This is a genomic window from Mesorhizobium sp. M0904 (genome assembly GCF_040319475.1).
Taxonomy (GTDB): Bacteria; Pseudomonadota; Alphaproteobacteria; order Rhizobiales; family Rhizobiaceae; genus Mesorhizobium.
Map to the genome: position 1 here is coordinate 67,946 of NZ_JAMYOC010000017.1, position 22,395 is coordinate 90,340.

General features: G+C 61.5%; 23 protein-coding genes and 1 pseudogene. 17 read left to right on the plus strand and 7 right to left on the minus strand.

Features of this window, described 5'->3' with window-relative positions; genetic code table 11:
• Nucleotides 1–15: 15 nt before the first annotated feature.
• The 4 genes from NKH80_RS18830 to NKH80_RS18845 form a co-directional block, all read right to left on the minus strand.
• Entirely contained in the window at nt 16–1,212 is a 1,197-nt protein-coding gene (locus tag NKH80_RS18830; protein ID WP_352701985.1) for a glycosyltransferase family protein, read from the minus strand.
• Nucleotides 1,209–2,453 (minus strand): glycosyltransferase, encoded by a 1,245-nt coding sequence (locus NKH80_RS18835; RefSeq protein ID WP_352701983.1) that lies wholly within the window; start codon nt 2,451–2,453, stop codon nt 1,209–1,211. The genes NKH80_RS18830 and NKH80_RS18835 overlap by 4 nt, the downstream gene beginning before the upstream one ends.
• A gap of 1 nt (nt 2,454) precedes the next feature.
• On the minus strand, nt 2,455–3,669 hold the full coding sequence (locus tag NKH80_RS18840) for a glycosyltransferase family protein (protein WP_352645145.1): 1,215 nt from the start codon (nt 3,667–3,669) through the stop codon (nt 2,455–2,457).
• A 1,139-nt stretch (nt 3,670–4,808) separates the two neighbouring features.
• A complete protein-coding gene (locus tag NKH80_RS18845; RefSeq protein ID WP_352992912.1) occupies nt 4,809–6,869 on the minus strand; it encodes a N,N-dimethylformamidase beta subunit family domain-containing protein in 2,061 nt (686 codons plus the stop codon).
• 198 nt (nt 6,870–7,067) lie between these two features.
• Between NKH80_RS18845 and NKH80_RS18850 the strand changes: the two genes are divergently transcribed.
• From NKH80_RS18850 to NKH80_RS18890, 9 genes are all read left to right on the plus strand, one after another.
• Nucleotides 7,068–7,841 carry an SDR family NAD(P)-dependent oxidoreductase gene (locus NKH80_RS18850; RefSeq protein ID WP_352737277.1) on the plus strand — a complete coding sequence of 258 codons (774 nt, stop codon included), beginning with the start codon at nt 7,068–7,070 and terminating at the stop codon, nt 7,839–7,841.
• Between the two features lie 80 nt (nt 7,842–7,921).
• Complete coding sequence (gene hisD, locus NKH80_RS18855) at nt 7,922–9,244, plus strand: histidinol dehydrogenase (protein ID WP_352506835.1); 1,323 nt, start codon at nt 7,922–7,924, stop codon at nt 9,242–9,244.
• 15 nt (nt 9,245–9,259) lie between these two features.
• A complete protein-coding gene (locus NKH80_RS18860) occupies nt 9,260–10,282 on the plus strand; it encodes a zinc-dependent alcohol dehydrogenase (RefSeq protein ID WP_352992913.1) in 1,023 nt (340 codons plus the stop codon).
• Between the two features lie 30 nt (nt 10,283–10,312).
• Nucleotides 10,313–11,044 carry a histidine utilization transcriptional repressor HutC gene (gene hutC, locus NKH80_RS18865; protein ID WP_352992915.1) on the plus strand — a complete coding sequence of 244 codons (732 nt, stop codon included), beginning with the start codon at nt 10,313–10,315 and terminating at the stop codon, nt 11,042–11,044.
• A 224-nt stretch (nt 11,045–11,268) separates the two neighbouring features.
• On the plus strand, nt 11,269–12,270 hold the full coding sequence (locus NKH80_RS18870) for an ABC transporter substrate-binding protein (protein ID WP_502899799.1): 1,002 nt from the start codon (nt 11,269–11,271) through the stop codon (nt 12,268–12,270).
• Between the two features lie 97 nt (nt 12,271–12,367).
• Nucleotides 12,368–13,165, plus strand: coding sequence for an ABC transporter permease (locus NKH80_RS18875; protein ID WP_352992974.1), 798 nt, complete (start codon nt 12,368–12,370; stop codon nt 13,163–13,165).
• Nucleotides 13,166–13,175: 10 nt separating this feature from the next.
• Nucleotides 13,176–13,958: an ABC transporter ATP-binding protein gene (locus tag NKH80_RS18880; protein WP_352737273.1), complete on the plus strand. Its 783-nt coding sequence runs from the start codon at nt 13,176–13,178 to the stop codon at nt 13,956–13,958.
• 265 nt (nt 13,959–14,223) lie between these two features.
• Nucleotides 14,224–14,625, plus strand: a complete 402-nt coding sequence (locus NKH80_RS18885; protein WP_352992917.1) for a YciI family protein — start codon at nt 14,224–14,226, stop codon at nt 14,623–14,625.
• Nucleotides 14,626–14,710: 85 nt separating this feature from the next.
• Entirely contained in the window at nt 14,711–15,967 is a 1,257-nt protein-coding gene (locus NKH80_RS18890) for an RNA polymerase sigma factor (RefSeq protein WP_352737272.1), read from the plus strand.
• Between the two features lie 138 nt (nt 15,968–16,105).
• Here the strand turns inward: NKH80_RS18890 and NKH80_RS18895 are convergent, their stop codons facing one another.
• The gene (locus tag NKH80_RS18895) at nt 16,106–16,531 is read right to left on the minus strand and encodes a type II toxin-antitoxin system VapC family toxin (RefSeq protein WP_352737271.1); all 426 of its coding nucleotides are present in this window, start codon (nt 16,529–16,531) and stop codon (nt 16,106–16,108) included.
• Nucleotides 16,531–16,773: a type II toxin-antitoxin system Phd/YefM family antitoxin gene (locus NKH80_RS18900; protein ID WP_352737270.1), complete on the minus strand. Its 243-nt coding sequence runs from the start codon at nt 16,771–16,773 to the stop codon at nt 16,531–16,533. The genes NKH80_RS18895 and NKH80_RS18900 overlap by 1 nt, the downstream gene beginning before the upstream one ends.
• Nucleotides 16,774–16,966: 193 nt before the next feature.
• Between NKH80_RS18900 and NKH80_RS18905 the strand changes: the two genes are divergently transcribed.
• From NKH80_RS18905 to NKH80_RS18930, 6 genes and pseudogenes are all read left to right on the plus strand, one after another.
• A complete protein-coding gene (locus NKH80_RS18905) occupies nt 16,967–17,290 on the plus strand; it encodes an ArsR/SmtB family transcription factor (protein WP_352737269.1) in 324 nt (107 codons plus the stop codon).
• Nucleotides 17,287–17,697 carry an SRPBCC family protein gene (locus NKH80_RS18910; RefSeq protein WP_254818850.1) on the plus strand — a complete coding sequence of 137 codons (411 nt, stop codon included), beginning with the start codon at nt 17,287–17,289 and terminating at the stop codon, nt 17,695–17,697. The genes NKH80_RS18905 and NKH80_RS18910 overlap by 4 nt, the downstream gene beginning before the upstream one ends.
• 73 nt (nt 17,698–17,770) lie before the next feature.
• Nucleotides 17,771–17,968: pseudogene (locus NKH80_RS18915) on the plus strand (VOC family protein); the annotation flags it as partial.
• A 282-nt stretch (nt 17,969–18,250) separates the two neighbouring features.
• On the plus strand, nt 18,251–18,481 hold the full coding sequence (locus tag NKH80_RS18920; protein WP_352737307.1) for a hypothetical protein: 231 nt from the start codon (nt 18,251–18,253) through the stop codon (nt 18,479–18,481).
• A gap of 4 nt (nt 18,482–18,485) precedes the next feature.
• Nucleotides 18,486–18,956, plus strand: coding sequence for a DUF1801 domain-containing protein (locus NKH80_RS18925; RefSeq protein ID WP_352737268.1), 471 nt, complete (start codon nt 18,486–18,488; stop codon nt 18,954–18,956).
• 108 nt (nt 18,957–19,064) lie between these two features.
• The gene (locus NKH80_RS18930; RefSeq protein WP_352737267.1) at nt 19,065–19,445 is read left to right on the plus strand and encodes a DUF1801 domain-containing protein; all 381 of its coding nucleotides are present in this window, start codon (nt 19,065–19,067) and stop codon (nt 19,443–19,445) included.
• Here the strand turns inward: NKH80_RS18930 and NKH80_RS18935 are convergent, their stop codons facing one another.
• Nucleotides 19,446–20,354 (minus strand): dihydrodipicolinate synthase family protein, encoded by a 909-nt coding sequence (locus tag NKH80_RS18935; RefSeq protein WP_352992920.1) that lies wholly within the window; start codon nt 20,352–20,354, stop codon nt 19,446–19,448. It lies immediately after the preceding gene.
• Between the two features lie 264 nt (nt 20,355–20,618).
• On the opposite strand from NKH80_RS18935, the gene NKH80_RS18940 reads away from it, so the two are divergent.
• Together NKH80_RS18940 and NKH80_RS18945 are read left to right on the plus strand one after the other, a co-directional pair.
• Complete coding sequence (locus NKH80_RS18940) at nt 20,619–21,716, plus strand: Gfo/Idh/MocA family protein (RefSeq protein ID WP_352737265.1); 1,098 nt, start codon at nt 20,619–20,621, stop codon at nt 21,714–21,716.
• Between the two features lie 11 nt (nt 21,717–21,727).
• Nucleotides 21,728–22,387, plus strand: coding sequence for a ThuA domain-containing protein (locus NKH80_RS18945; RefSeq protein ID WP_352475758.1), 660 nt, complete (start codon nt 21,728–21,730; stop codon nt 22,385–22,387).
• Nucleotides 22,388–22,395 lie beyond the last annotated feature (8 nt).

The following is a 22,395-nucleotide window of genomic DNA, read 5'->3' on the forward strand; positions in this document are numbered from 1 at the left end:
CGGACGCTACGCGCGTTAGGATCTATCGTCTGTTTGATCATGAACTTTTCCGAAACCGGGCCCCACATTTAGGGACCATGTTCGATACCGCTCGCGGAGGATTTGCGCCGAGCGACGCGCGCCTTCCAGATCGAGACGATGCGCGGATGGCGTCCGTCCCACAAGCGCCTGTTCGATAGCTTGCGCCAAACCTTCAGGCGTCAGGTCCTTTTCCGTCAGCACCGTTGCAAGACCGAGTTCTTCGAGCATCAGGGCGCGAACCGTCTGTTCGGTTTCCCCGCCGGCTGCAAATGGGACGAGCAGGGAGCGACAACCCGCGCGCAGTACATCGCAGACCGTGTTGTAACCCGCCTGCGAGACTGACAGGCGGGCGCCGGTCAGCAGGCTGGCGAAATCCTCGCGGAACCGGAAGATGGACAGGCCCGGCGTGGCATCGCCTGCGATCGCGTCAAACTCGTCTTTCGGCAGGTTCGGGCCGGTGATCAAACACCATTTCCAAGCGTTGTTCGCATCCCGCGCCGCTGCGATGGTGGAGCTGACAAGGCTCTTTCCGGCAGCCCCGCCGCCAACCGACACCAGAACGTCGAAGCGCTCGGAGGCCGCGGGCGATGGCGGCGCGGCAACGAGCCCGGTGTAGGTGACCTCGGCCCTGATCGCCCCAGCCAATGGAAATGTCTTGTCGATGGTTGCGAAAGCCGGATCGCCGTGGACCATAACAAGGTCGAAATGCCTGTTGATGAGATCGACCGTTTCCTCGTTTCGGCCCGGCTTGACGCGCTCCTGGAGGATATCGCGGACGGACGTCGCCAGCAACGGTCTGGGCGACGTCGCGTCGATGGCCTCGATCAACGGCAAGAGTTCGAAACGCATCTGCCGGCGTCCAAATGGAAACGCCTCGACAATGACGATATCAGGCCTGCAATCCCGGAATGCCTGCAGCAGCATCTCTGAACGCCATTTCTTGAAATCCTCGTCGATCGGGTTGCCTTGCAGGTCGACAAGTCCCGAAAATCCTTCATCACCGGAGGTGACAGGTGGCAGGGTTACAGATTTTACCCCCAGTCCCGGAAACCCGGCGATCGGCGCTCCACCGGTCACGACGGTTACGTCAAACCCGTCATCGACCAGAGCCGCTGCAATGCGGCTGGCGCGCGCGAGATGGCCGATGCCGAGCAGGTGCTGGACATAGAAGAAAGCGCGCAGCCGCTTCATTCGGCGGCCCGCCACTCCCGCTCGAACAGTTCCTTGAGCTGTCCAATGCTTGCCATATGATCGAAATTGCCGCGCACGCGCCGCTCTGCGGCGTCGCCGAGGCGGCCGCGGAGCACGGGATCACGGATCAGGCGTTCCAGCGCCTGTGCCAGGGCAATCGGGTTTTCCGTCGGAACCAGCAAGCCGGTTTCATCCGGCGATAAAAGCTCTGGCACGCCGGAAATATCGGTCGACACGCAGGCAAGCCGCTGGCTAGCCGCCTCCACCAGAACATTCGGCAGACCGTCGCGGTCGCCATTTGCGGTGATCCTGCAGGCCAGGGCGAAGATGTCGGCGCGGCGGTAGTGCTCAAGCACCTCCTCCTGCGCAAGCGCGCCTTTCCAAGAGACGCGATCATCCACACCGAGCTTTTGCGCCAGCGCCTTGAACCGTTCCAGTTCTTCGCCGCCGCCGATATGCTCGAAACGCCACGCCAAATCGCCGGGCAACAGGGCAAGGGCCTCCAGCAACGTATCGTAACCTTTCTTTTCAACGGCGCGCCCGACACTCAGAACGACAACCGGTTCGTCCGGAGCCGAGCCGTCATGCTGCTTTCGCGCCTCATCGAAACTGCCAAAGCGATCAAGGTCGAGCCCATGATAGCTCAGATGCACACACGAGTTGCCGTTAGCGAGTTTTTTCAGACGGTCGAAGCCGGTTTTCGTGCAAGTGACCGTCCAGCGCGCCGAGGAAAGCTTGCCGGCCAGATCCCAGTCCGCCGAAGTCCAGATGTCCTTGGCATGGGCCGAGCAGGTCCAGGGCAGGCCACGAAGCTGGCTGGCATAGCGCGTCACCGATGCAGGCGTGTGCGCGAAATGGGCATGCAGCCAGCCCGCGTTTTCCGGCCATTCGGCCGCCAGCACGAGCGCTTGCCCGAAGCGGCGCGCGCGATTGCGCGTAAAGTCGCGGGGCATATCGGCAGCCAGCGATCCGAGCGCGCGCCAGAAGCCCGGACGCAGCAGATAGGCAAACAGCGAGCGAAACACGCGCAGCGGCTCTTCATGCAGATATTCCGGCAGATAATGGACGGGCGCTTTGATCTCGTCATGCACGGGGTGGCGTTTTTCGTCGGTCGGCCGCCTGAGCGCGACAAGTATCAGGTCGAACCCCGCACGCTCAAGGCCGAGCAGTTCCTGCGCGATGAAGGTTTCGGACAGCCGCGGATAACCCTTCAGAACCACGACGATCTTGCGATGTTGCAACTCAGGTCATTCCTTCAATGACTGAAAGGTGATGGCCGGCCCGCCGGTCGAGCAGTTCCGCGACGATTTCGGAAATATGAGGCAGCCCTTCCAGCGTCAGATGCGGATTGCTCTGCGATGGGCGGGGCCGGTCCGGCAGCGCCTTCAGTGCGTCGGCAAACCGCCGGGAATCCTCGGCTTCTTCCGGCAAAAGCATCTCGATGAGGCCGAGTTCGGCCGCGCGCCGTGCGCGGATCAGTTGTTCCTTTCGGGGCTCGACGCGCGGCACGATCAGCGCCGGCTTGTCGAAAGACAGTATCTCGCAATAGGTGTTGTAGCCGCCCATCGCCACTACCGCCTTGGCGCCGGCAATCAGGTCTTCCATGCGGTTGTCGAACTCGATGATCCTGATATAGGGGATCTTGGACCCCTTCTTGAGCAGCTTGTTGCGCTTGCGCGCCGGCATGTAAGGCCCAAGCACGATCAGGGCCCTATGCTGCAATTGCGGATCCTGCTGATAGGCATCGATGACGTCGTGAATCAGATCGGCGCCGTCACCGCCGCCACCGGTGGTAACGAGGATATAGTCGCCCTCGGGCCGATGGCCGGGCAACTCGTTCCGCTGCAGGCTCCGTTGCAGGAAACCGACGAACCTCATCTTTGCCCTGACAGCCGGCGGCACATCCAAGCCGGTCAACGGATCGTAGAAATCCGGCGGGCCATAGGCCCAGACCTTGTCGTAGAACAGGCCTATCTTGCGCATCACGTCCCGGCGTGCCCACTCTGCTTCGAGCAGATGCGGCGCATCCATCACCTCGCGCAGGCCAAGCACCAGCGTAGTGCCCCGCGTCTTGAGGTAGGACAGCGTGTCCTCAATCTCACCGCGCAGGCCGAGCGGTTCCTTGTCGACGATGAAGATATCCGGCCGGAAGGTCTCGGCCGTGTGGCGGATGATCGACTGGCGCATCCTTAGCGTCTCATGCAGATCGATGTCCTTTTCCAGCGAGGTGTATTCGCCGTTGCGCAGCTTGATGACGCTGGGGATCTTCACGAAGTCGACACGGGCACGGTAGTCGAAGGCGCCAGCGATAGTCGCACCCGAAATGATAAGCACCTGAAGTCCGCGGAAATCCTCAACCAGCGAATGCGCGATAGTTCGGCAGCGCTGCAAGTGGCCGAGCCCGAACGTGTCGTGGCTGTACATGAGAATTCGAGCGTTTTCTGCGTGCTGGGTCATTGTTGAACGTCTCTTAGAATTCTCGCTTTGAGGACCGTGAGCGACCCGCCGGCTTCGAAACCATCCTGGTTTTGAAACATGAGGCCGCGATTTTGAATTTGCATTACTTCTGTGGAATGCCTGTCAGATAGGGCTTTCTGATTGCCTGAGCCCGAAACTAGATGGAGTGGCGAATATCGCCTCGGCGGGAGCGGGCCGAGACTCCCCGTTGTTGTTTTGGGATGAATCGAAGGGGAAAGCGGTGTCCAAAAGATCGGCAGAAGTCATCCCTCTTGATTCCAATAAGCTCCGGTCTCTCCGAACTCGATGGTTTCGGAGCGGTGAAAGCGATTCCGCGATCCTGCCCATATAGTCAATTGCTTGATCGGTATACGAAAGGACAGGGTCGCCGGGCGTCGCACGGCACATGTTGTTGCAGAACTCGTTTCGCGCGCCATCGCTCTCGGTCTTGGGAGACCAAAGGTGCTGCCCATCAATCTCTTGACGGGCGGTCTGATTATGATTCACCGACCAGAACTGAGCCATCTATCGCCCAAGCTAGCCTGAATTTCGCCAGGAATCGAGTGGATGCCAGCGCTCACAACACACCGCCCGCAGCGGGGTGTGTGCAACACCGGTTGCTTGTCGATCGCTATGGCCTCTGGCTAATGCCTTAGCTGGGGCGGTGACGGTACTTTTTGAGACGACCTGAGCGGGCCATCGAACGTCGCGAGGTGCAAAAACCGCTCGATTGGTCCCGACAGTTGGCGAAACCTCAAAATATTTTTGCGACGACTTTAGCCTTTAGAATCAAGAGCGTAATTTTTTGACGGCGTTGAAGTCGCCGCGATCGGGGAAAAAATGCGGCATTTCTCTCCTCCCAGTCCGCCCATTGCTGCAAGCCGACGGCATCAATCGCATCCTGCTCGGCTTAGGCAGGCTGCGAAAGCGAGCGAGGTCTTCGGGCTCCATGGTGTAGACGGCAAGAAAGCGGGGTATGCGGCGGTTTTTCCTTCGTGCTGTCAGAAGCATGCTGGCTGCTTAGACTCTTGGAGGGCCCAAGTCACTGCGCAGTACCACTCTCTAAATGCCCGCCCGCTATCGGGGACGCCGCGCTCCTCAAGGTCCCGCAGTCCGCTGGTCAGTACCTTCGCCGAAGGTTATTGATTTTCTCGGCCGGGTTCTCCTTTCGTGGTGCCGAGGCGGTTAAGCAGATTGAGCGTGATCCTGCCGACATCGTTCATGGCGCCTGCGGCTGGCAACGCGCCGCACCAGGCAACGGAGCTTGCCGAAAAGATCAAGCCGCCTGCTGCGAGCTTTCGCAGGGTCATTTCGGCGCAGCGGCGGGCGATGCGTTGCGTATCGCCGCCCTCATACCAGCGCGTCGGATCCTGGAAGAAGCTGTCCGGAAATCCCGTCGCCCGCGCGATCACGACGGTGTCAGCGGAAGTGCCGAGGGCTGGATCTGTCGCATCCACTTCGTAGCCCGCGGCACCACCCAGCACGATGCCGTCCGTGCCGAAGGTCGCATTTTCAACGCCTTCGAACAGCCATGCGAATCCTGCTTCACGGCTTTCCTCAGTGCGCGTGAAGGGGCGCGCGCCTTCGAATCCCATCAGTGGGATCGCGCCACCGATCAGCGAGAATTCGCCTCGGCCGCGCGAGCGGAGATAGCCGCCTGGTTCGTTGGTGATCGACAGCGCCTGTTCGGCGACCGGGCCCTCCCAGGTGCGGCCTGCCTCCAGCGGCGAGCGCCGCAGCTCCATCAGGTCGTCCTTGAAAGCCACAGTGGCAGCGAAGCCGTTTCCGCCGAGATAGGCGATGCTGCCGCCTTCGGCCACAAACTGCCGCAGCGCCTGCTCCATCTCGATCGACATATATTCGGGGTGACTGCCGGTGACGACGGCTTGATGTCGACGCAGACCGTCTATGCCGCATTCGTGCAAGTCGTGATCGGTCAGGACGTCAAACATGATTCCATTTCCGTGGCAGAATCGGAGGAAGTGCAGATCGACCGGCAAATTGTGTGGGCAGCCGCAGAGCGGATAGTCGTAATCGTCCCTGAGCGTCACTTTCGGCTTTTTGTAGGAACAGATGGAAACACCGCTAAGGTCGGAATGGTAGTCGTAAAGAGATTTCAGATTGTTGGCGATCGCGAAGCGATGTCCCCGGTCGTCGCCTTTCCATTCATAAAGATGATCCGGGAGATATTCGTCGGCATAAGCGAGATAGGTGGCCGTCGGCACGAGATACAACAGCGGCGACGAGACCTGTGACGAGGTGACGAAGAACACCACGCGTTCGTCGCCACCCTCCCATTCGACCTGGAACGCGTAGACGCCTGGGTGTGCGTTTTCAGGGATCGTCACGCGGTGTGATGCCGGCCACTCAAGCGGGCCGATGTCGTCGTCGTGGCAATGGATAGCGTCGTAGTGCGACGGCACCAAGCGAGGCTCGAAGCTCGATCCGTCCCAGCGTGCCGAAGTCACGCAGAAGGCTGGCTGATTGATCACATCTAGGAGCAGCGGATCTGCTCCGCCCGACGACAGGATCGGTTGCGTTGGTAACAGCGTCGGGAAATCCCAGGCAACAGTCCCCTGTGGGGTGTCGAGCCGGATCGCAGCAAATTTCGCGTTGAGGGTAGGTTCGTGGTTGGTGGCACTTGCGCCGAAATGGATGCCGTGCCCTTGGAGGTTCCACGCCGGGCTGCCAAAACCTTCACGGAGTTCGTAAGGCGCGAGAAGATCATGGGATTTGATGCGCAGACGCGATTGTTCCTGCCGCAGATCCAACTCGACAGTGAGCCACACACCGGTTGGCGCCTTCTTCTCGACAAGGGTTTCGTCACCGATTTCCACGACTAATGCGCCGTCGCGGAGGCGCAGCCCGACGGCGCCTGCCTCCAGGATCGTGCGCGCACCTTCGTTGCGCGTGAGGAACAGCTCAAAACGTATACCGTGGAGGGCTTGTACTTTGGCCAGTTCGCCGGGCCGCACGAACAGGAACGACCCCTGGTCGAAATGCCGACGCCGTGCTTCACCTATTGTTTCGATGGCCCAGGTGAGAAATTCCGGAGCCGGCTTGTCGAGCCGGCAAATTCGTGTGGCCTTTATCGGCCGATCGCATGACAGGCTGAGCTTGATCCGCTGGCCTGCTTTGGCACTCCAGGGGGTGGTATAGCCAACCACGCTCATCGCGTCGTGGTCTACTGCGCGCTTCATATATCCCTCCCGATGAACTCCAGATGGGCTGGGGCGAACCGCGTAGACCGGTCCGATGTCGGCCAATGCGCTGCCGCTCTGACAAGCAGAGTTTCGCATGGCGCACTACAGCCATGATGTACATGCTTGTATAGATAAGCTGCATTCGGATAGTCTCGACGTGATCGGTCCAAGCGCGACATTACCAAGGAGGATGACATGCGCAACGCATCTCTCTTCGATCTGTCAGGCAGGAAGGCGCTTGTAACCGGCGCAAGCCGTGGCATCGGGCGCAGCATCGCCGAGGCGCTCAGCGCGGCCGGCGCCGACGTCGCCGTCACGGCGCGCAGCGTGACCTCGCTCGAGAAGACGATGGCCGCTATCCGCACCGCCGGCGGGGTCGCGCACGCCGTCGCCCTGGACGTCACTGACGTCGACCGGTGCCGGGCGGCGACAGCCGAGGCCGGCAGCCTGCTCGGAGGTCTCGATATTCTCGTCAACAATGCAGGTACGGAAGAGGTCCGGCCTTCACTCGATGTCGACGAGGCCTTGTGGGACAGGATTGTCGATACGAATCTCAAAGGCGCCTTCTTCTGCGCCCAGGCCGCTGCGCGGCAGATGAGAGACGCCGGACGGCCCGGCGTCATTATCAATCTCTGTTCGTTAACTTCCGAGGTTGGGGTTCCCACGGCGGTGCCGTACGGCTCGTCGAAATCAGGCCTCCTCGGCATGACGCGGGCGCTTGCGGCGGAGTGGGCCGATCTTGGGATCCGGGTCAACGCCATTGCGCCTGGCTATTTCAGGACAGCGATGACAGACGTGTTCTACAGCAACCAGGCATGGCAGCAATCGATGCTCGCCAAGATTCCGCAGCGCCGTTTTGGTGATCTCCCGGACCTGCACGGAATCGCGGTGTTCCTCGCTTCGGATGCGGCAGCCTACATAACCGGCCAGTCCATTCCCGTGGATGGAGGCTTTCTCGCATCGATTTGAAGGCTTCAGGGGCTGGAGATGTGTCCCAGAAGTGATCGACAAGCGCTAACCGTAATTGCGTCCTAAGAAAAGGAGCCGCCATGTCTGACGTCAGCTTCCACCGCCTGTCATCCCTCAGTGTCGATCAGCGGTCCAGTTTACTGAAACGCGCAGAAGGAGATCTGTCTTCCTTCATCGAAAAGGTCCGTCCAATCATCAAGGCCGTCAAGGATGAAGGTGACACGGCCTTGCTCCGGTTTGCGCGCGAACTCGACAAAGCCGATGTTGCCGAGGGTGGGCTGAAAGTTTCGGAAGCGGAGTTCGACGCGGCATTCGACAAGGTCGACAAGGATGTCGTGGAGAGTATCCGGTTCGGCATTGAGAACATAAGGCATTTCCACGAGGAGCAGCGCCCGGAAACGATGTGGCTCAAGGAAGTTCGGCCGGGCGCCTATGCGGGTGACCGATACACACCGATTGCTTCGGTTGCGCTTTATGTTCCGCGCGGCAAAGGCGCCTTCCCCTCGGTGACGATGATGACCTCGGTTCCGGCGGTGATTGCCGGGGTTCCCCAGATCGCGATCGTGACGCCTGCGACTTCGGATGGTTCCGTCGACGCCGCGACGCTGGTTGCTGCCCGCATTGCAGGCGTGGAGACCGTGTACAAGTGCGGCGGCGCCCATGCGGTCGCCGCCGTCGCCTATGGAACCGAGACCGTGAAGCCTGCCGTCAAGATCGTCGGGCCGGGGAGCCCGTGGGTGGTGGCGGCAAAGAGCGTGTTGTCCCCGATCATCAACACAGGCCTGCCTGCCGGCCCGTCCGAAGCGATCATCTTTGCTGATGACAGCGTCGACGGCGGCCTGGCCGCTCTTGACCTGTTGATAGAGGCCGAGCACGGCCCGGATTCGTCGGCCTATCTGGTGACGCATAGCCGCAAGGTCGCCGAAGCCGCTTTGATTGCCATACCGGAACACTGGTCCCGAATGAGCGAACAGCGTGTGGAGTTCTCGCGCGCGGTGCTGACTGGAAAGCGCGGCGGCATCGTGCTGACCGAGTCGCTGGAGGACAGCTACCGTTTCATCAACGATTATGCCCCGGAGCACCTCGAGATTCTGTCAACGGAGCCATTTGCGCATCTTGGACGCATCACAGAAGCCGCCGAGATCCTCATGGGACCGCACACGCCGGTGACCCTCGCTAACTTCGTCCTGGGACCCAATGCGGTGCTGCCGACCAGCCGGTGGGCGCGAACCTTTGGACCGCTTTCCGTGACGGATTTCGTCAAGAGATCGTCGGTCGGCTATGTGACCTCGGCGGCCTATCCGGAACTCGCGTTGCATGCCCGCAGGCTCGCCCGCTACGAAGGGTTCAGCTCGCATGAGAACGCGGTTTCGGAGATCCGCGATCGCTATCTCGCCGGCTGAGCGGAAACGATGACGATGAGGGCGGCGCGACTCCATGGACCCGGCGACCTGCGCGTCGAGGATATCGCCGCGCCAGGCGCTCCCGAGCCAGGCTGGGTGAAGCTGAGGGTCGATGCCGCAGGCATTTGCGGTTCCGATCTTCACAACTTTCGCACGGGCCAATGGATAAGCCGGTCGCCCTCGACGGCTGGCCATGAGCTGACAGGCACGGTGATCGCCATCGGCGAGGGCGTGGACATCGTCGCTGTTGGCGACCGCGTGGTCGCCGATTCCCGTTTCTGGTGTGGAGAATGCGCGCAATGCCATGCAGGCAGGCGGCATCTTTGCACGTCGCTGGGCTTTGTCGGCGAGATATGCGACGGCGGATTTGCCGAACAGGCGGTCCTGCCCGCACGCCTGCTGCACGTCGTCGATGCCGCGCTTGACGAACGGGTCGCGGCGATGGCCGAGCCGCTGGCTGTAGCGTTGCACGCAGTGCGGCGTCTGCCGAAAACCGCCGGCTCCGTTCTTGTGGTCGGCTGCGGGACTATTGGCGGGCTTGCCGCACTGCTGCTTTCCCGGATATTCGCAGGTACCGTGCTCGTCGCCGATCGCAACCCTGGCCGATGCGCCCGGGTGGCGCGGGTGACCGGCGCCAGCATCGTCGACTTGAACCGGGACGCCATTGCCGCCGCCACCGCGGATGCCCCCCTGCTTGCTGCCGTCGAAGCGACCGGCAGCATCGCAGCACTCAGCCAGTTGCTCGGCGTTCTCGATGCCGGTGGCACCGTTGCGATGGTCGGCATATTCCATGGGCGCCTCGACATCGATCCCAACATCCTGGTTGAACGCGAAATCGCATTGCTGGGATGCCACGCCTTTGCCGATGAGCTTCCCGACGCCATTCGGATGCTCGGGGAATTGACCGAGCCCATGGTCGAACTGATCGACCGCGAGATCGGCCTGGATGATGTTCCCGCAGCCTATGAGCGGCTGTTGGCGGGGCAGGGCGATGGTTTGAAAACAATCATCCGGATGCGGTCTTCCGGGCGCGTGTGATTTCCGAACGTTGCCGGAAAGGATTTTGAAATGATCACTTTGCCCGACACCGCCAGCCCTCTTTACGAGAAGGTCAAGGACTACATCCTGACGAACATCGGAATGGGCCGATGGAGCAAGGACCGGAAGCTGCCGTCCGAAAATGAATTCGTGGCGACACTCGGCGTGTCCCGGATGACGGTTCATCGTGCCTTGCGGGAGTTGACCTCTGCGGGTTTTCTGATCCGGCTCCAGGGCGTCGGCACATTCATCGCGCCACCTCGACCACAATCAGCACTGATCGAGATCAACAACATCGCGGCGGAAATTGTCGCGCGGGGAAACAGGCATCGCTCCGAGGTTATCGTGCTCGAAAAGATCACGCCGACAAAGGAGCTCGCGCTTTCCTTCGAGTTCGCAAAACGCGCGCCGGTCTATCATTCCATCGTCGTCAACTTCGAGAACGACCTGCCTGTGCAACTGGAAGAGCGTTTCGTGAACCCGGGCCTGATACCCGACTATGACAAGCAGGACTTTTCCAAGACAGCAACCTACGACTACCTCATGCAGAAAACCCCGGTGACGGAGGTCGAGCACATCATCTCGGCGACCCCTGCCGATGCCGAGACGGCGCGGCATCTGGGCATCGATGTCGGCAGCTGCTGCCTGTTTCTGCATCGCCGGACATGGACGGGCGCCATCGTTGCCACGATCAGCAAGCTGACTTACGTTGGCAGCCGCTACTCGCTTGGCAGCCGGTATTCTCCGTCTAAAAAAATTTGATCGCAGTGAAGCGAATCAGACTCGGAAGGAGGGGTCTAACTTGTATATGCATGTATGTATTTAGCCTTGACATCCGCTATTGCTAACGTTGAAGTGTCGTCGCACTTTCGTTGAACGGGCAGCTAAGATGCCGAGGCACGGTGCCGCAAGAGCAGACGCCGGCATTCTCACCAGGCCGGAGTTTGGTTCAAAAAAGCGGCGTGATCATCAAGGGGAACAAGATGATGCGTAATCTAGCAGGACAATTTCGGGCGCTCGTTATGGCTGCTGCTGTCGGGTTTGCCCCGGCGGCCTACGCGGCCGACACGACAATTCCGGCGACGCCTGAGGCAGGAACGTTCAAGATCGGCATCGAGCCATGGCTGGGCTACGGCCAGTGGCACGTCGCCGAGGCCAAGGGCCTGTTCAAGGCAAGCGGGCTGTCCGACGTGCAGATCGTGAACTTCGCGGAGGACAAGGATATCAACGCCGCCCTGGCGAGCGGCCAGCTCGATGCCGCCAACATCGCGACGCACACGGCTATGGGAATGGTTGCGGCCGGCCTGCCGGTGAAGATCGTGCTTCTGCTCGACGTCAGCATGACGGCAGACGCCATGATCGCCGGCAAGGACATCGCCACCGTCGCCGACCTCAAGGGCAAACAGGTTGCTTTTGAGGAAGGCACGACGAGCGACATCCTGCTCAAATACGCGCTCGCCAAGAACGGCATGTCCATCGCCGATGTCCAGCCCGTTCCAATGCCGGCTGCGGATGCCGGCAGCGCCTTGATCGCCGGCCAGGTTCCAGTCGCAGTCACCTATGAGCCTTATCTCACCGCGGCAAGAGCGCAGAACAAGGACCTCAAGCTGCTCTTCACCGCGGGCGAAGATCCCGGCCTGATCAGTGACGTATTCGTGGTGCGCGATGAGGTGATCAAGTCGCGTCCCGGCCAGGTGCTTGCCATGATCAAGACCTGGGATGCGGCCCTGAAGGCCTACAACGACGACACGCCCGACGGCCGGGCGATCATCTCCAAGGCGGTCGGGTCGAGCGTCGAAGACCTCAACACCGCCTTTGATGGCGTGCGTTACTATACTCTCGCCGAAAACAAGGATGCCCTGACCGGGGAATTCTCCACCAAGACATTTGCGGATGTAGAGGCGGCCGCCAAGAACGCCGGGCTGCTGCAGGCGGACGTGACGCCGGAACAGATGATCGACCCGTCATTCGTCAAGGCCGCGAAATGACGAGGGCCGGCTCGCGGTGGTGACGCAAATGTCCGAGCAGCGTGCGACCAAGCCAAGCCCGTCTCACGCAGCGCCGGGGCCGGTGATCAAACAGCCGATGCGCCGTCGCCCATCCTCCGGGGTCGGCGCGCCCATCGCACGCTCACGCTTCCTGATGATAGCAGTGGCCGTCTTTGCCGGCCTCGGCCTCGCCTGGTGGGCGGCAACGGGGCTGGGATTGGTAAAGCCAATTTTCCTGCCGTCGCCGGGAAGCGTGGTGACCCAGCTCGGCAAGCTCTCGGGTGACGGCACGCTATGGCTGGATCTCAGGGCCTCGATATACCGTATTTCTGTTGGCTTCCTCATCGCCTCGGCATTGGCGATTCCGATTGGCGTGCTGATCGGCAGCTTCAGGACCTGGGAAGCGGCGATCGAGCCGCTTGTGGATTTCATCCGCTACATGCCGGTGGTTGCTTTCGTGCCTCTCTCCATCCTGTGGTCGGGGACTGGCGATGCCCAGAAATTCTTGATTATCTTCATAGGCACCTTCTTCCAGCAGGTGCTGATGATCATGGACAATGTGAAGCGGGTTCCCGCTGATTTCATCGGCCTTGGCAGGACGCTCGGCCTGCCGGATCGCAAGATCCTGACGCGCATCGTCGTTCCCAGCGCCTTGCCAGGCATTTGGGATACGCTGCGCATCAGTCTCGGCTGGGCATGGACCTGGCTGGTGTTGGCAGAACTTGTCGCGGCGACATCAGGCCTCGGCTACCGCATCACCGTGTCCCAGCGCTATTTCCAGACAAACACCATCATCGGCTACATCCTGCTGCTGGGCGTGCTTGGCCTCATTACCGACCAGGTCATGAAGGCACTGGGAAAAGTGCTGTTCCGGCAGGAGGGCCACGTGCAATGAGGCCGGGCCGATGAGTTTGCCCAAATTGCGGATCGAAGGCCTCCACAAAAGCTTCGGCACGGGCGCGCGGCGCACGGAAGTACTGCGCGATATCAATCTCGATCTTGCCGACAACGAGTTCGTCTCGCTGGTGGGCACGTCGGGTTGCGGCAAGAGCACGCTGCTGTCGATCGTTGCCGGACTGCAGGATTTCGAGGCGGGAGATCTTGCTATCGATGGTGCGCCGATCCTGCGGCCGGGCCTCGACCGCGGCGTCGTCTTTCAGTCCTACACCCTGCTTCCCTGGCTGACGGCGCAGCAGAACATCGAGTTCGCGCTCAAGGCCGCGGGTCATGACCGCGCGACCTGCCGCAGGATAGCGCGCGAGCATCTCGATCTGGTCAAGCTCCCTCATAGCGCCAATCGCTATCCATCTGAGCTTTCTGGCGGCATGAAGCAGCGCGTGGCCATAGCGCGTGCCCTTTCCTATCGACCCAAAATGCTTCTGATGGACGAGCCCTTTGGCGCGCTCGATGCCTTGACCAGGCATCAGATGCAGGAACTCCTGACGCAGATCTGGGAGGAGCACAGGCTCACCGTGCTCTTCGTCACCCATGATGTGGAAGAAGCCGTCTACCTGTCGGACCGCATCGTCGTGATGGGGATCGGGCCGGGACGCATCATGCAGACCTTCAATGTCGATATCGAGCGCCCGCGCCGGGAAGAGGTCATGGAAACTCCGGCCTTCATGGATTTGCAGCGCCGCGTGCACAAGGCGATCCGCGAGGCTTCTAAACGTCCCGAAATGGTTTAGGCAGGCCACTCATGCGTGTCGGGTCCAAGAGCGGAACCAACGCGGCTGGACGCGGAGGACTTTAGCGTAGAATTACTTACAATCCGCGACCAGCGTAGCGCCCAATCTCGATATCGCGCCATCGCGACCCCTGACCAGGGGAGCAGCCATCGGCATCTTTCTCTTCAAGCTCGAAAAAAAATCTGCAGGACAATGTCGATTTCCTAAACTCCGTTCGTCGTTTCGCTGCCGGTCGGTGAGGGCGGCTCAAACAAGGAGACAGACGATGCGTGTGATGGTGCTCGTGAAGGCTACCGAGGATAGCGAAAAGGGCTTTCTCCCGACGCCCGAGGCGAAAGAGGCGATGGAGGCGATGGGCAGATTTAACGACGAGCTGCGCAATGCCGGCATCTTGCTCGACGCCGACGGCCTCAAGCCCTCCTCGCAGGGCAAGCGCGTTGCGTTCGATGGTCCCCGCCGGACGGTCATCGACGGGCCTTTCGCCGAGACCCGCGAACTGGTCGCCGGTTTTTGGCACTGGGAAGTCAAGGACATGGACGAGGCGGTCGCCTGGGTGAAGCGCTGCCCCAATCCCATGCCGGGACCGAGCGAGATCGAAATCCGGCCGCTGTACGAGATGGCTGATTGGCAATGGGAATCTGACGCCGGAGGTCACGGAAATCCGTGACCGGACGCGCGAGAAGCGCAGCGGCAACTGAACCTGTCGGCCGCAACCTGCTTGCCTCCATTGTGGCTTTGGCCGACAAGGCGGCATGACCGCAGGCGAGACGCACCAGGCGATCGAGGCGATTTTTCGCATTGAACGGGCCCGGCTCATTGCGGGCCTGGCCCGCCTCGTGCGCAATGTCGACCTTGCAGAGGAACTGGTGCAGGACGCCCTGGTCATAGCCCTCTCCGAATGGTCCAGGACCGGCGTTCCGGCCAATCCCGGCGCTTGGCTGATGACGGTCGCCAAACGCCGCGCCATCGACGCGATCCGTCGCGACAAGATGCGCGAGCGCAAGCATGAGGAGATCGCCCGGGAGCTGGACGGCGAGTGCGACCGTACGGCCGAGGGAAACGAAATGGCCATGAACGACGATCTTGGCGACGAGCTGCTGGGCCTCATCTTCACAGCCTGCCACCCGATACTTTCGGCCGACGCTCGCGCAGCGCTCACGCTGCGTGTCATCGGCGGCCTGACGACGGACGAGATCGCCCGTGCTTTCCTGTCGAGCGAGGTGACGATCGCCCAGCGCATCGTCCGCGCGAAGAGGACGATCGGAAAGGCGGGGCTTAGCTTCGAGGTGCCGCGCGGTGCCGAGCGTGCAGTGCGTCTTTCCTCGGTGCTGGAGGTCATCTACCTCATCTTCAATGAAGGCTATGCTGCCACGGCCGGCGACGACCTTGTCCGGCCGGGCCTGTGCCTGGAGGCACAACGGCTGGGCCGCATGCTGGCGGGTCTGATGGCCGAGGATGCCGAGGTGTTCGGTCTGCTGGCTCTGATGGAAATCCAGGCATCGCGCCTGCCCGCACGCATCGGGCCGGACGGCGCCCTCTCGACCCTGACCGAGCAAAACCGCGCACGCTGGGACCAACTGCTGATCCGCCGGGGCCTTGACGCGCTGGCCCGTGCCGAAGCTCTCGGGGGCGATGGCCCCTATGTGTTGCAGGCCGCGCTTGCAGCCTGTCACGCGCGGGCGCGCAGTCCGGCCGATACCGACTGGCCCCGCATCGCAGCGCTCTACGACCGGCTACGAGCAGTGATGCCCTCGCCGGTGGTCGATCTCAATCGAGCGGTCGCCCACAGCATGGCCTTCGGGCCCGAAGCGGGCCTGCGGCTGGTGGACGAGATTGCCGACGCCGCCGCCTTGCGCAATTATGCGCCATTGCCGGCGGCGAGGGCCGATTTTCTGTTTCGGGCCGGCCGGCTGGCCGAGGCCCGCGCCGAATTCGAGGCTGCGGCCAAGCTCACCCGCAACGCGCGCGAAGCGGCCTTTCTCCTCGCCCGTGCAGACGCTTGTGGTTGACAGCATCGCTCTGCGTGCCCGACGCGCCGCTAGGGCAACATCGAAAGCCGTCAGTTCGCTCCCGGCCAGCTCCCTTCAATGAGCGTGAGCAACTCGCAACGCAGCTTGGGTATATTCATTTTGGAGGAGAGGCCTTGATCATGCCAGCAACTGCGTCGGTACGCCGAGAATCGGTCCTGCCTCGACGAGCCGCTGGTCGAGGGTCCACACTGTGGCGCCATGCTCCGATGCCGTCGCGAGGTGCAGGGCGTCGCCAGCACGAAGCCCGAGCATATGCTGATCGGCGAATTTCGCGGCGACCTGAAAATGCCCGCCCGTCACCGGCAGCACGGTGAAGCTCTCAGCGACCAGCTTATTGAACATCGCGAGCGCAGCCGCGCGCTGCTCCAAGTCGATCTGTCCGGTCCGAAGCTTGATCGCCATGGCGGAGGACATCTCGGTGATGGTCCAGTCGCTGATCACAAGTTGCGCTGGGTCCTGCTCCGCCAGCCAGCCCTGAACGCGCGCGGTCATGGCTTCGTTGGATAGCGCCGCGACGATCAGCGAAGTATCGAGATAGGACATCAATAGCGATCGCCATCTCGCATCGATCGCACCAGATCGGCGGCAGCCTGAGCCTGCAGAGGCATGGTTGCGGTCAGGGATTGGAGCAGGACGGCGTCGATCCGTTTGCGAGGGCGGGCCACGGCCGTGAGCCTGGCGACCAGCTTGCCACGCCGGGTTATGTCGATCGAGTCTCCAGCCTCGACCCGGTCGATGAGCTCACTCAGATGTGCCTTGGCGTCCGCCAGATTGACCGCGTCCATGTCAGCTCCTGACCATGTAGATGGTCATATAGCGCATCACGTGTGACAATTCCAGTGCACGGCGAATGAGCAACTGGCTGCGTGAGCGAAGCAGGTGACCGCTCCTGCAACGAGAAATATGCCGCTTCCCGCTTGACTCACACATATCCCGGTGGTTATGCATTGATCAATAGCCGACGGGTTATCTATCCCAATGCCAAACGCTCACGATGTGCTCTTCAGAACGCTTGCCGATCCGACTCGGCGCGCTATTTTTGAGCGACTGTGTCGCGAGGGAGAGCAGACAGTCGGCGCTCTGACGGCTCAGGCCGGGATATCGCAACCGGCCGTGTCGAAACATCTCGGGATTTTGCGGCAGGCGGGGCTGGTGCGCGACCGCCATGCGGGACGGCAGACCCATTATAGCGCGCAGCTCGCCGCGCTTGCCCCCCTGATCGACTGGACAAGCCAGATGACCGGGTTCTGGCAGGGCCGGTTCGACGACCTCGAGGACCTGCTCAAAAGGATGGACCAGTGAACGAAATAGCGAGCGAAACGCTCTCCGTCATTGTCGAACGGGAAATCGCTTATCCGCCGGAGAAGATCTGGCGCGCGCTCACGCAACCACACTTGATCGAGGAGTGGCTTATGAAAAACGACTTCAAACCTGTCGCGGATCACCGTTTCAACCTTCACGCGGCCTGGGGCTCTGTCGAATGTCAGGTCCAGACGGTCGAGCCGAACAGAACGCTGACTTACACGTGGAATACCAAGGATCTCAAGAGTGTCGTCTCCTGGACGATCACCCCCACGAGCACCGGCGCCCGCTTGCGCATGGAACAGTCCGGCTTCCGGCCGGATCAGCAGCCTTACTTCCGAGGTGCCAAAGTCGGCTGGCCAAGGTTCTTTGACGATCTGGAGCAGGTTCTGGCGCGAACGGACTGAGATCCGCCAGCGCTATTCAAGCAAGGGCTCTGTTACAGGGCGGCAGATGGCGGAGGATAATGGAGGCAAGCCAATGAAGATCAAGTTGACCAAAGTATACGTGGATGACCAGGAAAAGGCTCTGGGTTTCTACACCGAAACGCTCGGCTTTACCAAGAAGGCCGATTTCAGCAATGGGCCGTTTCGCTGGCTGACCGTCGCATCACCCGACGAGCCGGACGGTGCCGAGCTGCAACTCGCGCTCAATGACAACCCCGCTGCAAAGACCTACCAGCAAGCTATTTTCCAGCAGGGCCAGCCCGCGGTCATGTTCTTCACCGATAACGTCAAGGGGGGACTACGAGCGCATCAAAGCGCGCGGCGCCAAGTTCACCATGCCGCCGACCGAAGTAACCGGCTCGATCATAGCCCAGCTGAACGACAACTGCGGCAATCTCATTCAAATCACACAGCTGGCGCGCTGGTAAGGCACGCATTCAGTGGCGTGGCTGCCCGGCGGGAGCCGCCAAACGGGCCGCCCGATCCGCTCGGTTCGTCTTCAGAGGAGGTCTCAATGGATTGGAACAAATGGGTTCGGCAGATCCACCGCTGGCTGTCGATCATCTTTGCGGCGGTCGTCGCCGCCATCTTCATCAGCCTGGGAGTAGGCAAGGAACCCTCCTACTGGGTATACCTCATGCCGCTGTTTCCACTCGGCTTGCTCCTGCTTACCGGACTGTACATGTTCGTGCTGCCTTACGCGCCCAAGCGGCGCGGCGCGGGGGGCACTGGCGCATTGGAGTGAATGCATGGCCAACAAGACGCCCATCAAGTCATCGGCGGTCGCGAAGAAGTCCGCCGCCAAGCCTGCAGCCGCCAAGCCGGTCCTCCTCGCAGGCGGCAACCCGCAGATCCCGAAGGGTGATGGTGACGCTCCTGTGCAGGCCTACATCGCGGCCATGCCGGGCTGGAAACGCGACGTCGGGCGTCGCCTCGACGCGCTCATCGTGCGCAACGTCCCTGACGTGCGCAAGGCCGTCAAATGGAACTCGCCCTTCTACGGCGTAGAGGGTCAGGGGTGGTTCCTCAACTTCCATTGCTTCACAAAGTACATCAAGCTGGCTTTCTTCCGCGGCGCGTCGCTGCGTCCCGTCCCACCCGGTGAGTCCAAGCACAAGGACGTGCGCTACCTCGATATCTACGAGGACGACCTGCTCGACGAAGCTCAACTCGCCGACTGGATAAAGCAAGCCAGCCAATTGCCAGGCGAGCGAATGTGAGTGGAATGCCAGTCATCCCGGCAAATCCGGTGCCGACTAGCGGTATTCATGTGACGGGCGAGCGGCAACAACCAAGGGAAAGCGACAATGATGATGAAGAGTGACTCAATGGAAAGAAATGCAGGCAACTCTCCCTCTCAGCTGATCGATGCGAGGATCAGCGAGCTGGGCGATTGGCGAGGCAAGACGCTTTCCCATGTCCGCGCCCTCATCCAGCAGGCCGACCCGGAAGTGGTCGAGGAGTGGAAGTGGCGAGGCGTTCCGGTGTGGTCGCACGCCGGAATAATCTGCACTGGCGAGACCTACAAGAACGTCGTGAAAGTGACCTTCGCAAAGGGCGCCTCGCTGCAGGACCCTTCCGGCCTGTTCAACTCCAGCCTCGAAGGCAACACCAGGCGCGCCATCGATATCCGTGAGGGCGAAGACATAGATGAGAATGCGTTCAAGGCGCTGATACGCGCTGCTGCCGCCTTGAACACGGCCCGATAGTCAGCTCCGGCCGATATGGTCGGCTAGCGGGCCGAGAGCGGCGAGCACGGCTTCGCCGGTGGCTTGCGTCGCGTTCTCATGCGGCGCGCGCAGATTCAGCCAGCGTCTGTCGCCGGACCGTACCGCCAGCACTGCCTTCATCGCAGTGATGAGGCCGGCGTCCTGGATGATTTTGCGGAACGCCCTGATGGCGGCATCCGCGTCCGTAGTGTCCTCTCCCGCCAGCACTGCGTCGTAGAGGGCCCGGATCGCTGCGGCATTCAGATTGACTGTCGCCGAGATGCAGCCGGCAGCACCGTTGGCGAGGCCTTTCGTCAGCTGTGCTTCCGAACTCGGGAACACCGCGACCCTTGGGGCTGCCGCAATGACCGCCGCGGTGTTGTTCCAGTCGCCGGCGCTGTCCTTGTAAGCCACCACGACATCGGGAAACGCTTCGCTCAATCGGGCGGTCAGCGCCGGGCTCACCGCTACGCCGGAATTTTGCGGGATGTGGTAGAGGATCATCCTCATCGCCGGGTTCGCCACCCGATCGATCAGCTCGCCATAATAACGGGCCTGTCCGTTGTCACCGGCGGCCGTATAGAAGAACGACGGCAGCACCATCACCGCAGCACAGCCGAGCCCGACGGCGTGCGCGGTCAGCTCGACAGTCTCGGCAAGTGCTGTGACACCGGTGCCGGGCATAAGCCGGCTTGGCGAAATGCCGGCCTCGACCAGCCACTCCAGCGCCTGCATGCGCACGCGCAACGAGACGGACAACGCCTCGCCCGTGGTGCCGAACGGCGACAGGAAATGCGCTCCCTGATCCAGCACCCACTTGGCGTGTGATATCCAGAGGTCGCGGGCAATGCAGCCGTCGTTTTCGAACGGCGTCAGGATCGGTGCGATGGTTCCTTGTGGGCGGATCATGTGCGTCCTTCTACGGGTGAAAATCTGTGCTGTGCTCAAAGCCGGCATCAAAATGTCGAGCAAGCTACAGGAAGCAGTGTTGCTGAGTACCGGCCGTTCGACCTCGAAAGCAAGCGGCTCGCGCATAAGCGCGCGATTGTGATCGGGCGGCGGTTCTGAGGCTCTCGAGGTAAGCACTTGTCACGGGACAACCGCGTCCGGCCGAAAGGGGGGTGACAAACGAGTTCTGCTGTTTCATCAATGCCGCCTTTTGAGGAGAAGCCCATGCGGAGGATCGGTGTCGGCATTATCGGCTGCGGCAACATTTCGGATGCCTATCTGAAGGCATCGCCGCAATTCCCGGTGCTCGACATTATCGGCGTCGCCGACATCAACCGGGCGGCAGCCGAGGCCAAGGCAGCGGCCTACGGCCTGGCTGCGATGCCGGTCGACGCGCTGTTGGCCGATCCGCGCGTCGAGATCGTGCTCAATCTGACAACGCCGCAGCATCATGTGCCGGTCGGCCTGCAGGCTGTCGGGCAAGGCAAGCACGTCTATTCCGAGAAGCCGCTGGCAATGACGCTCAGCGACGCCGAGCGGCTCGTCGCGGCCGCGCGCGAAAAGGGCGTGCGTGTCGGCTGCGCACCCGACACCTTTCTTGGCGGCTCCCACCAGACGGCGCGGCGGCTGGTCGATGAGGATACGGTTGGGACCATTGTCGCCGGCTCTGCCTTCATGCAGGTGCCCGGCCACGAGCTCTGGCATCCCAATCCGGATTTCTACTATCAGCCCGGCGGTGGGCCAATGCTCGACATGGGACCGTACTATCTGACCTGCCTGGTCAATCTCCTGGGTCCAGTAAAATCCGTGACCGGACAGGCGAAGTCATCCTATCCCACCCGCACCATCGGTTCCGGACCGCGCCAGGGCGAAACCATCCGGGTCGAGGTGCCGACCCATATTTCCGGCCTGCTCGCATTCGAGAACGGCGCGGCGGTTTCGATCACCACCAGCTTCGACGTCTGGAAGCATGAACACAATCACATCGAACTTTACGGGACCACCGGCTCGATGATCGTCTCCGATCCCAATCAGTTCCAGGGCGACATCAGGACCAGCCAGCGCAAGGGCGACTGGACGGTGGCCGATCAGATCCATTCCTATGGCGACGGCAATTACCGGGGCCTCGGCCTCGCCGACATGGCGCAGGCGATCGTCTCAGGCAGGCAACACCGCGCCAGCCTCGATCTTTCCCTCCATGTCCTGGAAATCATGGAATCGATCATCTCTTCAGCAGAGACAGGGCGGCGTATCGACCTGAGATATGGCTGCGCGCGGCCGGCGCCAATGCACGCCGATCTGCCTTTCGGAATTCTGGAATAGGGGATGACACGATGAGCAAGACGGCACTGATTTTCTGGGGCGGCTGGGAAGGCCACACGCCGGCCCGTAGCGCCCACATCGTCAAGGAGATGCTGGCCGGCAACGGCTTCGACGTGCAGCTGGAGCAGGGGACTTCGGCGCTTGCCGATCCGCAACTGGGCAAGCTCGATCTCATTGTCCCGGTGATCACCATGTCGACGATCGAAAAGCCGGAACTGCAAAACCTGACCAACGCCGTCGGGGCCGGCACCGGCCTTGCGGGCTTTCACGGCACGATGTGCGACAGCTTCCGCAACGAGCCGGAATACCAGTTCATGACCGGCGGCCAGTGGGTCGCCCATCCCGGCAACATCATCGACTATCACGTCGATATCACCATGCCAGACGATCCGGTCATGCAGGGCATCGACGGCTTCGCGTACCGTTCAGAGCAGTATTACATGCATGTCGATCCGACCAACGAGGTGCTGGCGACGACTACTTTCACCGGCGAGCATCTCGATTTCATCGCCGGCGTCGTCATGCCGGTTGTCTGGAAGCGCCGCTACGGCAAGGGCCGCGTCTTCTACAGCGCACTCGGCCACACCGCCGACGAGTTCGCAGTGCCGCAAATGCGTACGATGTTCGAGCGCGGCATGCTTTGGGCCAGCCGAAACCCGGATCTTGCGTAGCCGTTCAA

Excerpts from the sequence above, each read along its gene's own strand:
- NKH80_RS18830 (WP_352701985.1), bottom strand. The coding sequence starts at position 1,212 with ATGAAGCGGCTGCGCGCTTTCTTCTATGTCCAGCACCTGCTCGGCATC.
- NKH80_RS18840 (WP_352645145.1), bottom strand. The coding sequence starts at position 3,669 with ATGACCCAGCACGCAGAAAACGCTCGAATTCTCATGTACAGCCACGAC.
- NKH80_RS18845 (WP_352992912.1), bottom strand. The coding sequence starts at position 6,869 with ATGAAGCGCGCAGTAGACCACGACGCGATGAGCGTGGTTGGCTATACC.
- NKH80_RS18850 (WP_352737277.1), top strand. The coding sequence starts at position 7,068 with ATGCGCAACGCATCTCTCTTCGATCTGTCAGGCAGGAAGGCGCTTGTA.
- hisD (WP_352506835.1), top strand. The coding sequence starts at position 7,922 with ATGTCTGACGTCAGCTTCCACCGCCTGTCATCCCTCAGTGTCGATCAG.
- NKH80_RS18860 (WP_352992913.1), top strand. The coding sequence starts at position 9,260 with ATGAGGGCGGCGCGACTCCATGGACCCGGCGACCTGCGCGTCGAGGAT.
- hutC (WP_352992915.1), top strand. The coding sequence starts at position 10,313 with ATGATCACTTTGCCCGACACCGCCAGCCCTCTTTACGAGAAGGTCAAG.
- NKH80_RS18870 (WP_502899799.1), top strand. The coding sequence starts at position 11,269 with ATGCGTAATCTAGCAGGACAATTTCGGGCGCTCGTTATGGCTGCTGCT.
- NKH80_RS18875 (WP_352992974.1), top strand. The coding sequence starts at position 12,368 with ATGCGCCGTCGCCCATCCTCCGGGGTCGGCGCGCCCATCGCACGCTCA.
- NKH80_RS18880 (WP_352737273.1), top strand. The coding sequence starts at position 13,176 with ATGAGTTTGCCCAAATTGCGGATCGAAGGCCTCCACAAAAGCTTCGGC.
- NKH80_RS18885 (WP_352992917.1), top strand. The coding sequence starts at position 14,224 with ATGCGTGTGATGGTGCTCGTGAAGGCTACCGAGGATAGCGAAAAGGGC.
- NKH80_RS18890 (WP_352737272.1), top strand. The coding sequence starts at position 14,711 with ATGACCGCAGGCGAGACGCACCAGGCGATCGAGGCGATTTTTCGCATT.
- NKH80_RS18895 (WP_352737271.1), bottom strand. The coding sequence starts at position 16,531 with ATGTCCTATCTCGATACTTCGCTGATCGTCGCGGCGCTATCCAACGAA.
- NKH80_RS18900 (WP_352737270.1), bottom strand. The coding sequence starts at position 16,773 with ATGGACGCGGTCAATCTGGCGGACGCCAAGGCACATCTGAGTGAGCTC.
- NKH80_RS18905 (WP_352737269.1), top strand. The coding sequence starts at position 16,967 with ATGCCAAACGCTCACGATGTGCTCTTCAGAACGCTTGCCGATCCGACT.
- NKH80_RS18920 (WP_352737307.1), top strand. The coding sequence starts at position 18,251 with ATGGATTGGAACAAATGGGTTCGGCAGATCCACCGCTGGCTGTCGATC.
- NKH80_RS18925 (WP_352737268.1), top strand. The coding sequence starts at position 18,486 with ATGGCCAACAAGACGCCCATCAAGTCATCGGCGGTCGCGAAGAAGTCC.
- NKH80_RS18930 (WP_352737267.1), top strand. The coding sequence starts at position 19,065 with ATGGAAAGAAATGCAGGCAACTCTCCCTCTCAGCTGATCGATGCGAGG.
- NKH80_RS18935 (WP_352992920.1), bottom strand. The coding sequence starts at position 20,354 with ATGATCCGCCCACAAGGAACCATCGCACCGATCCTGACGCCGTTCGAA.
- NKH80_RS18940 (WP_352737265.1), top strand. The coding sequence starts at position 20,619 with ATGCGGAGGATCGGTGTCGGCATTATCGGCTGCGGCAACATTTCGGAT.
- NKH80_RS18945 (WP_352475758.1), top strand. The coding sequence starts at position 21,728 with ATGAGCAAGACGGCACTGATTTTCTGGGGCGGCTGGGAAGGCCACACG.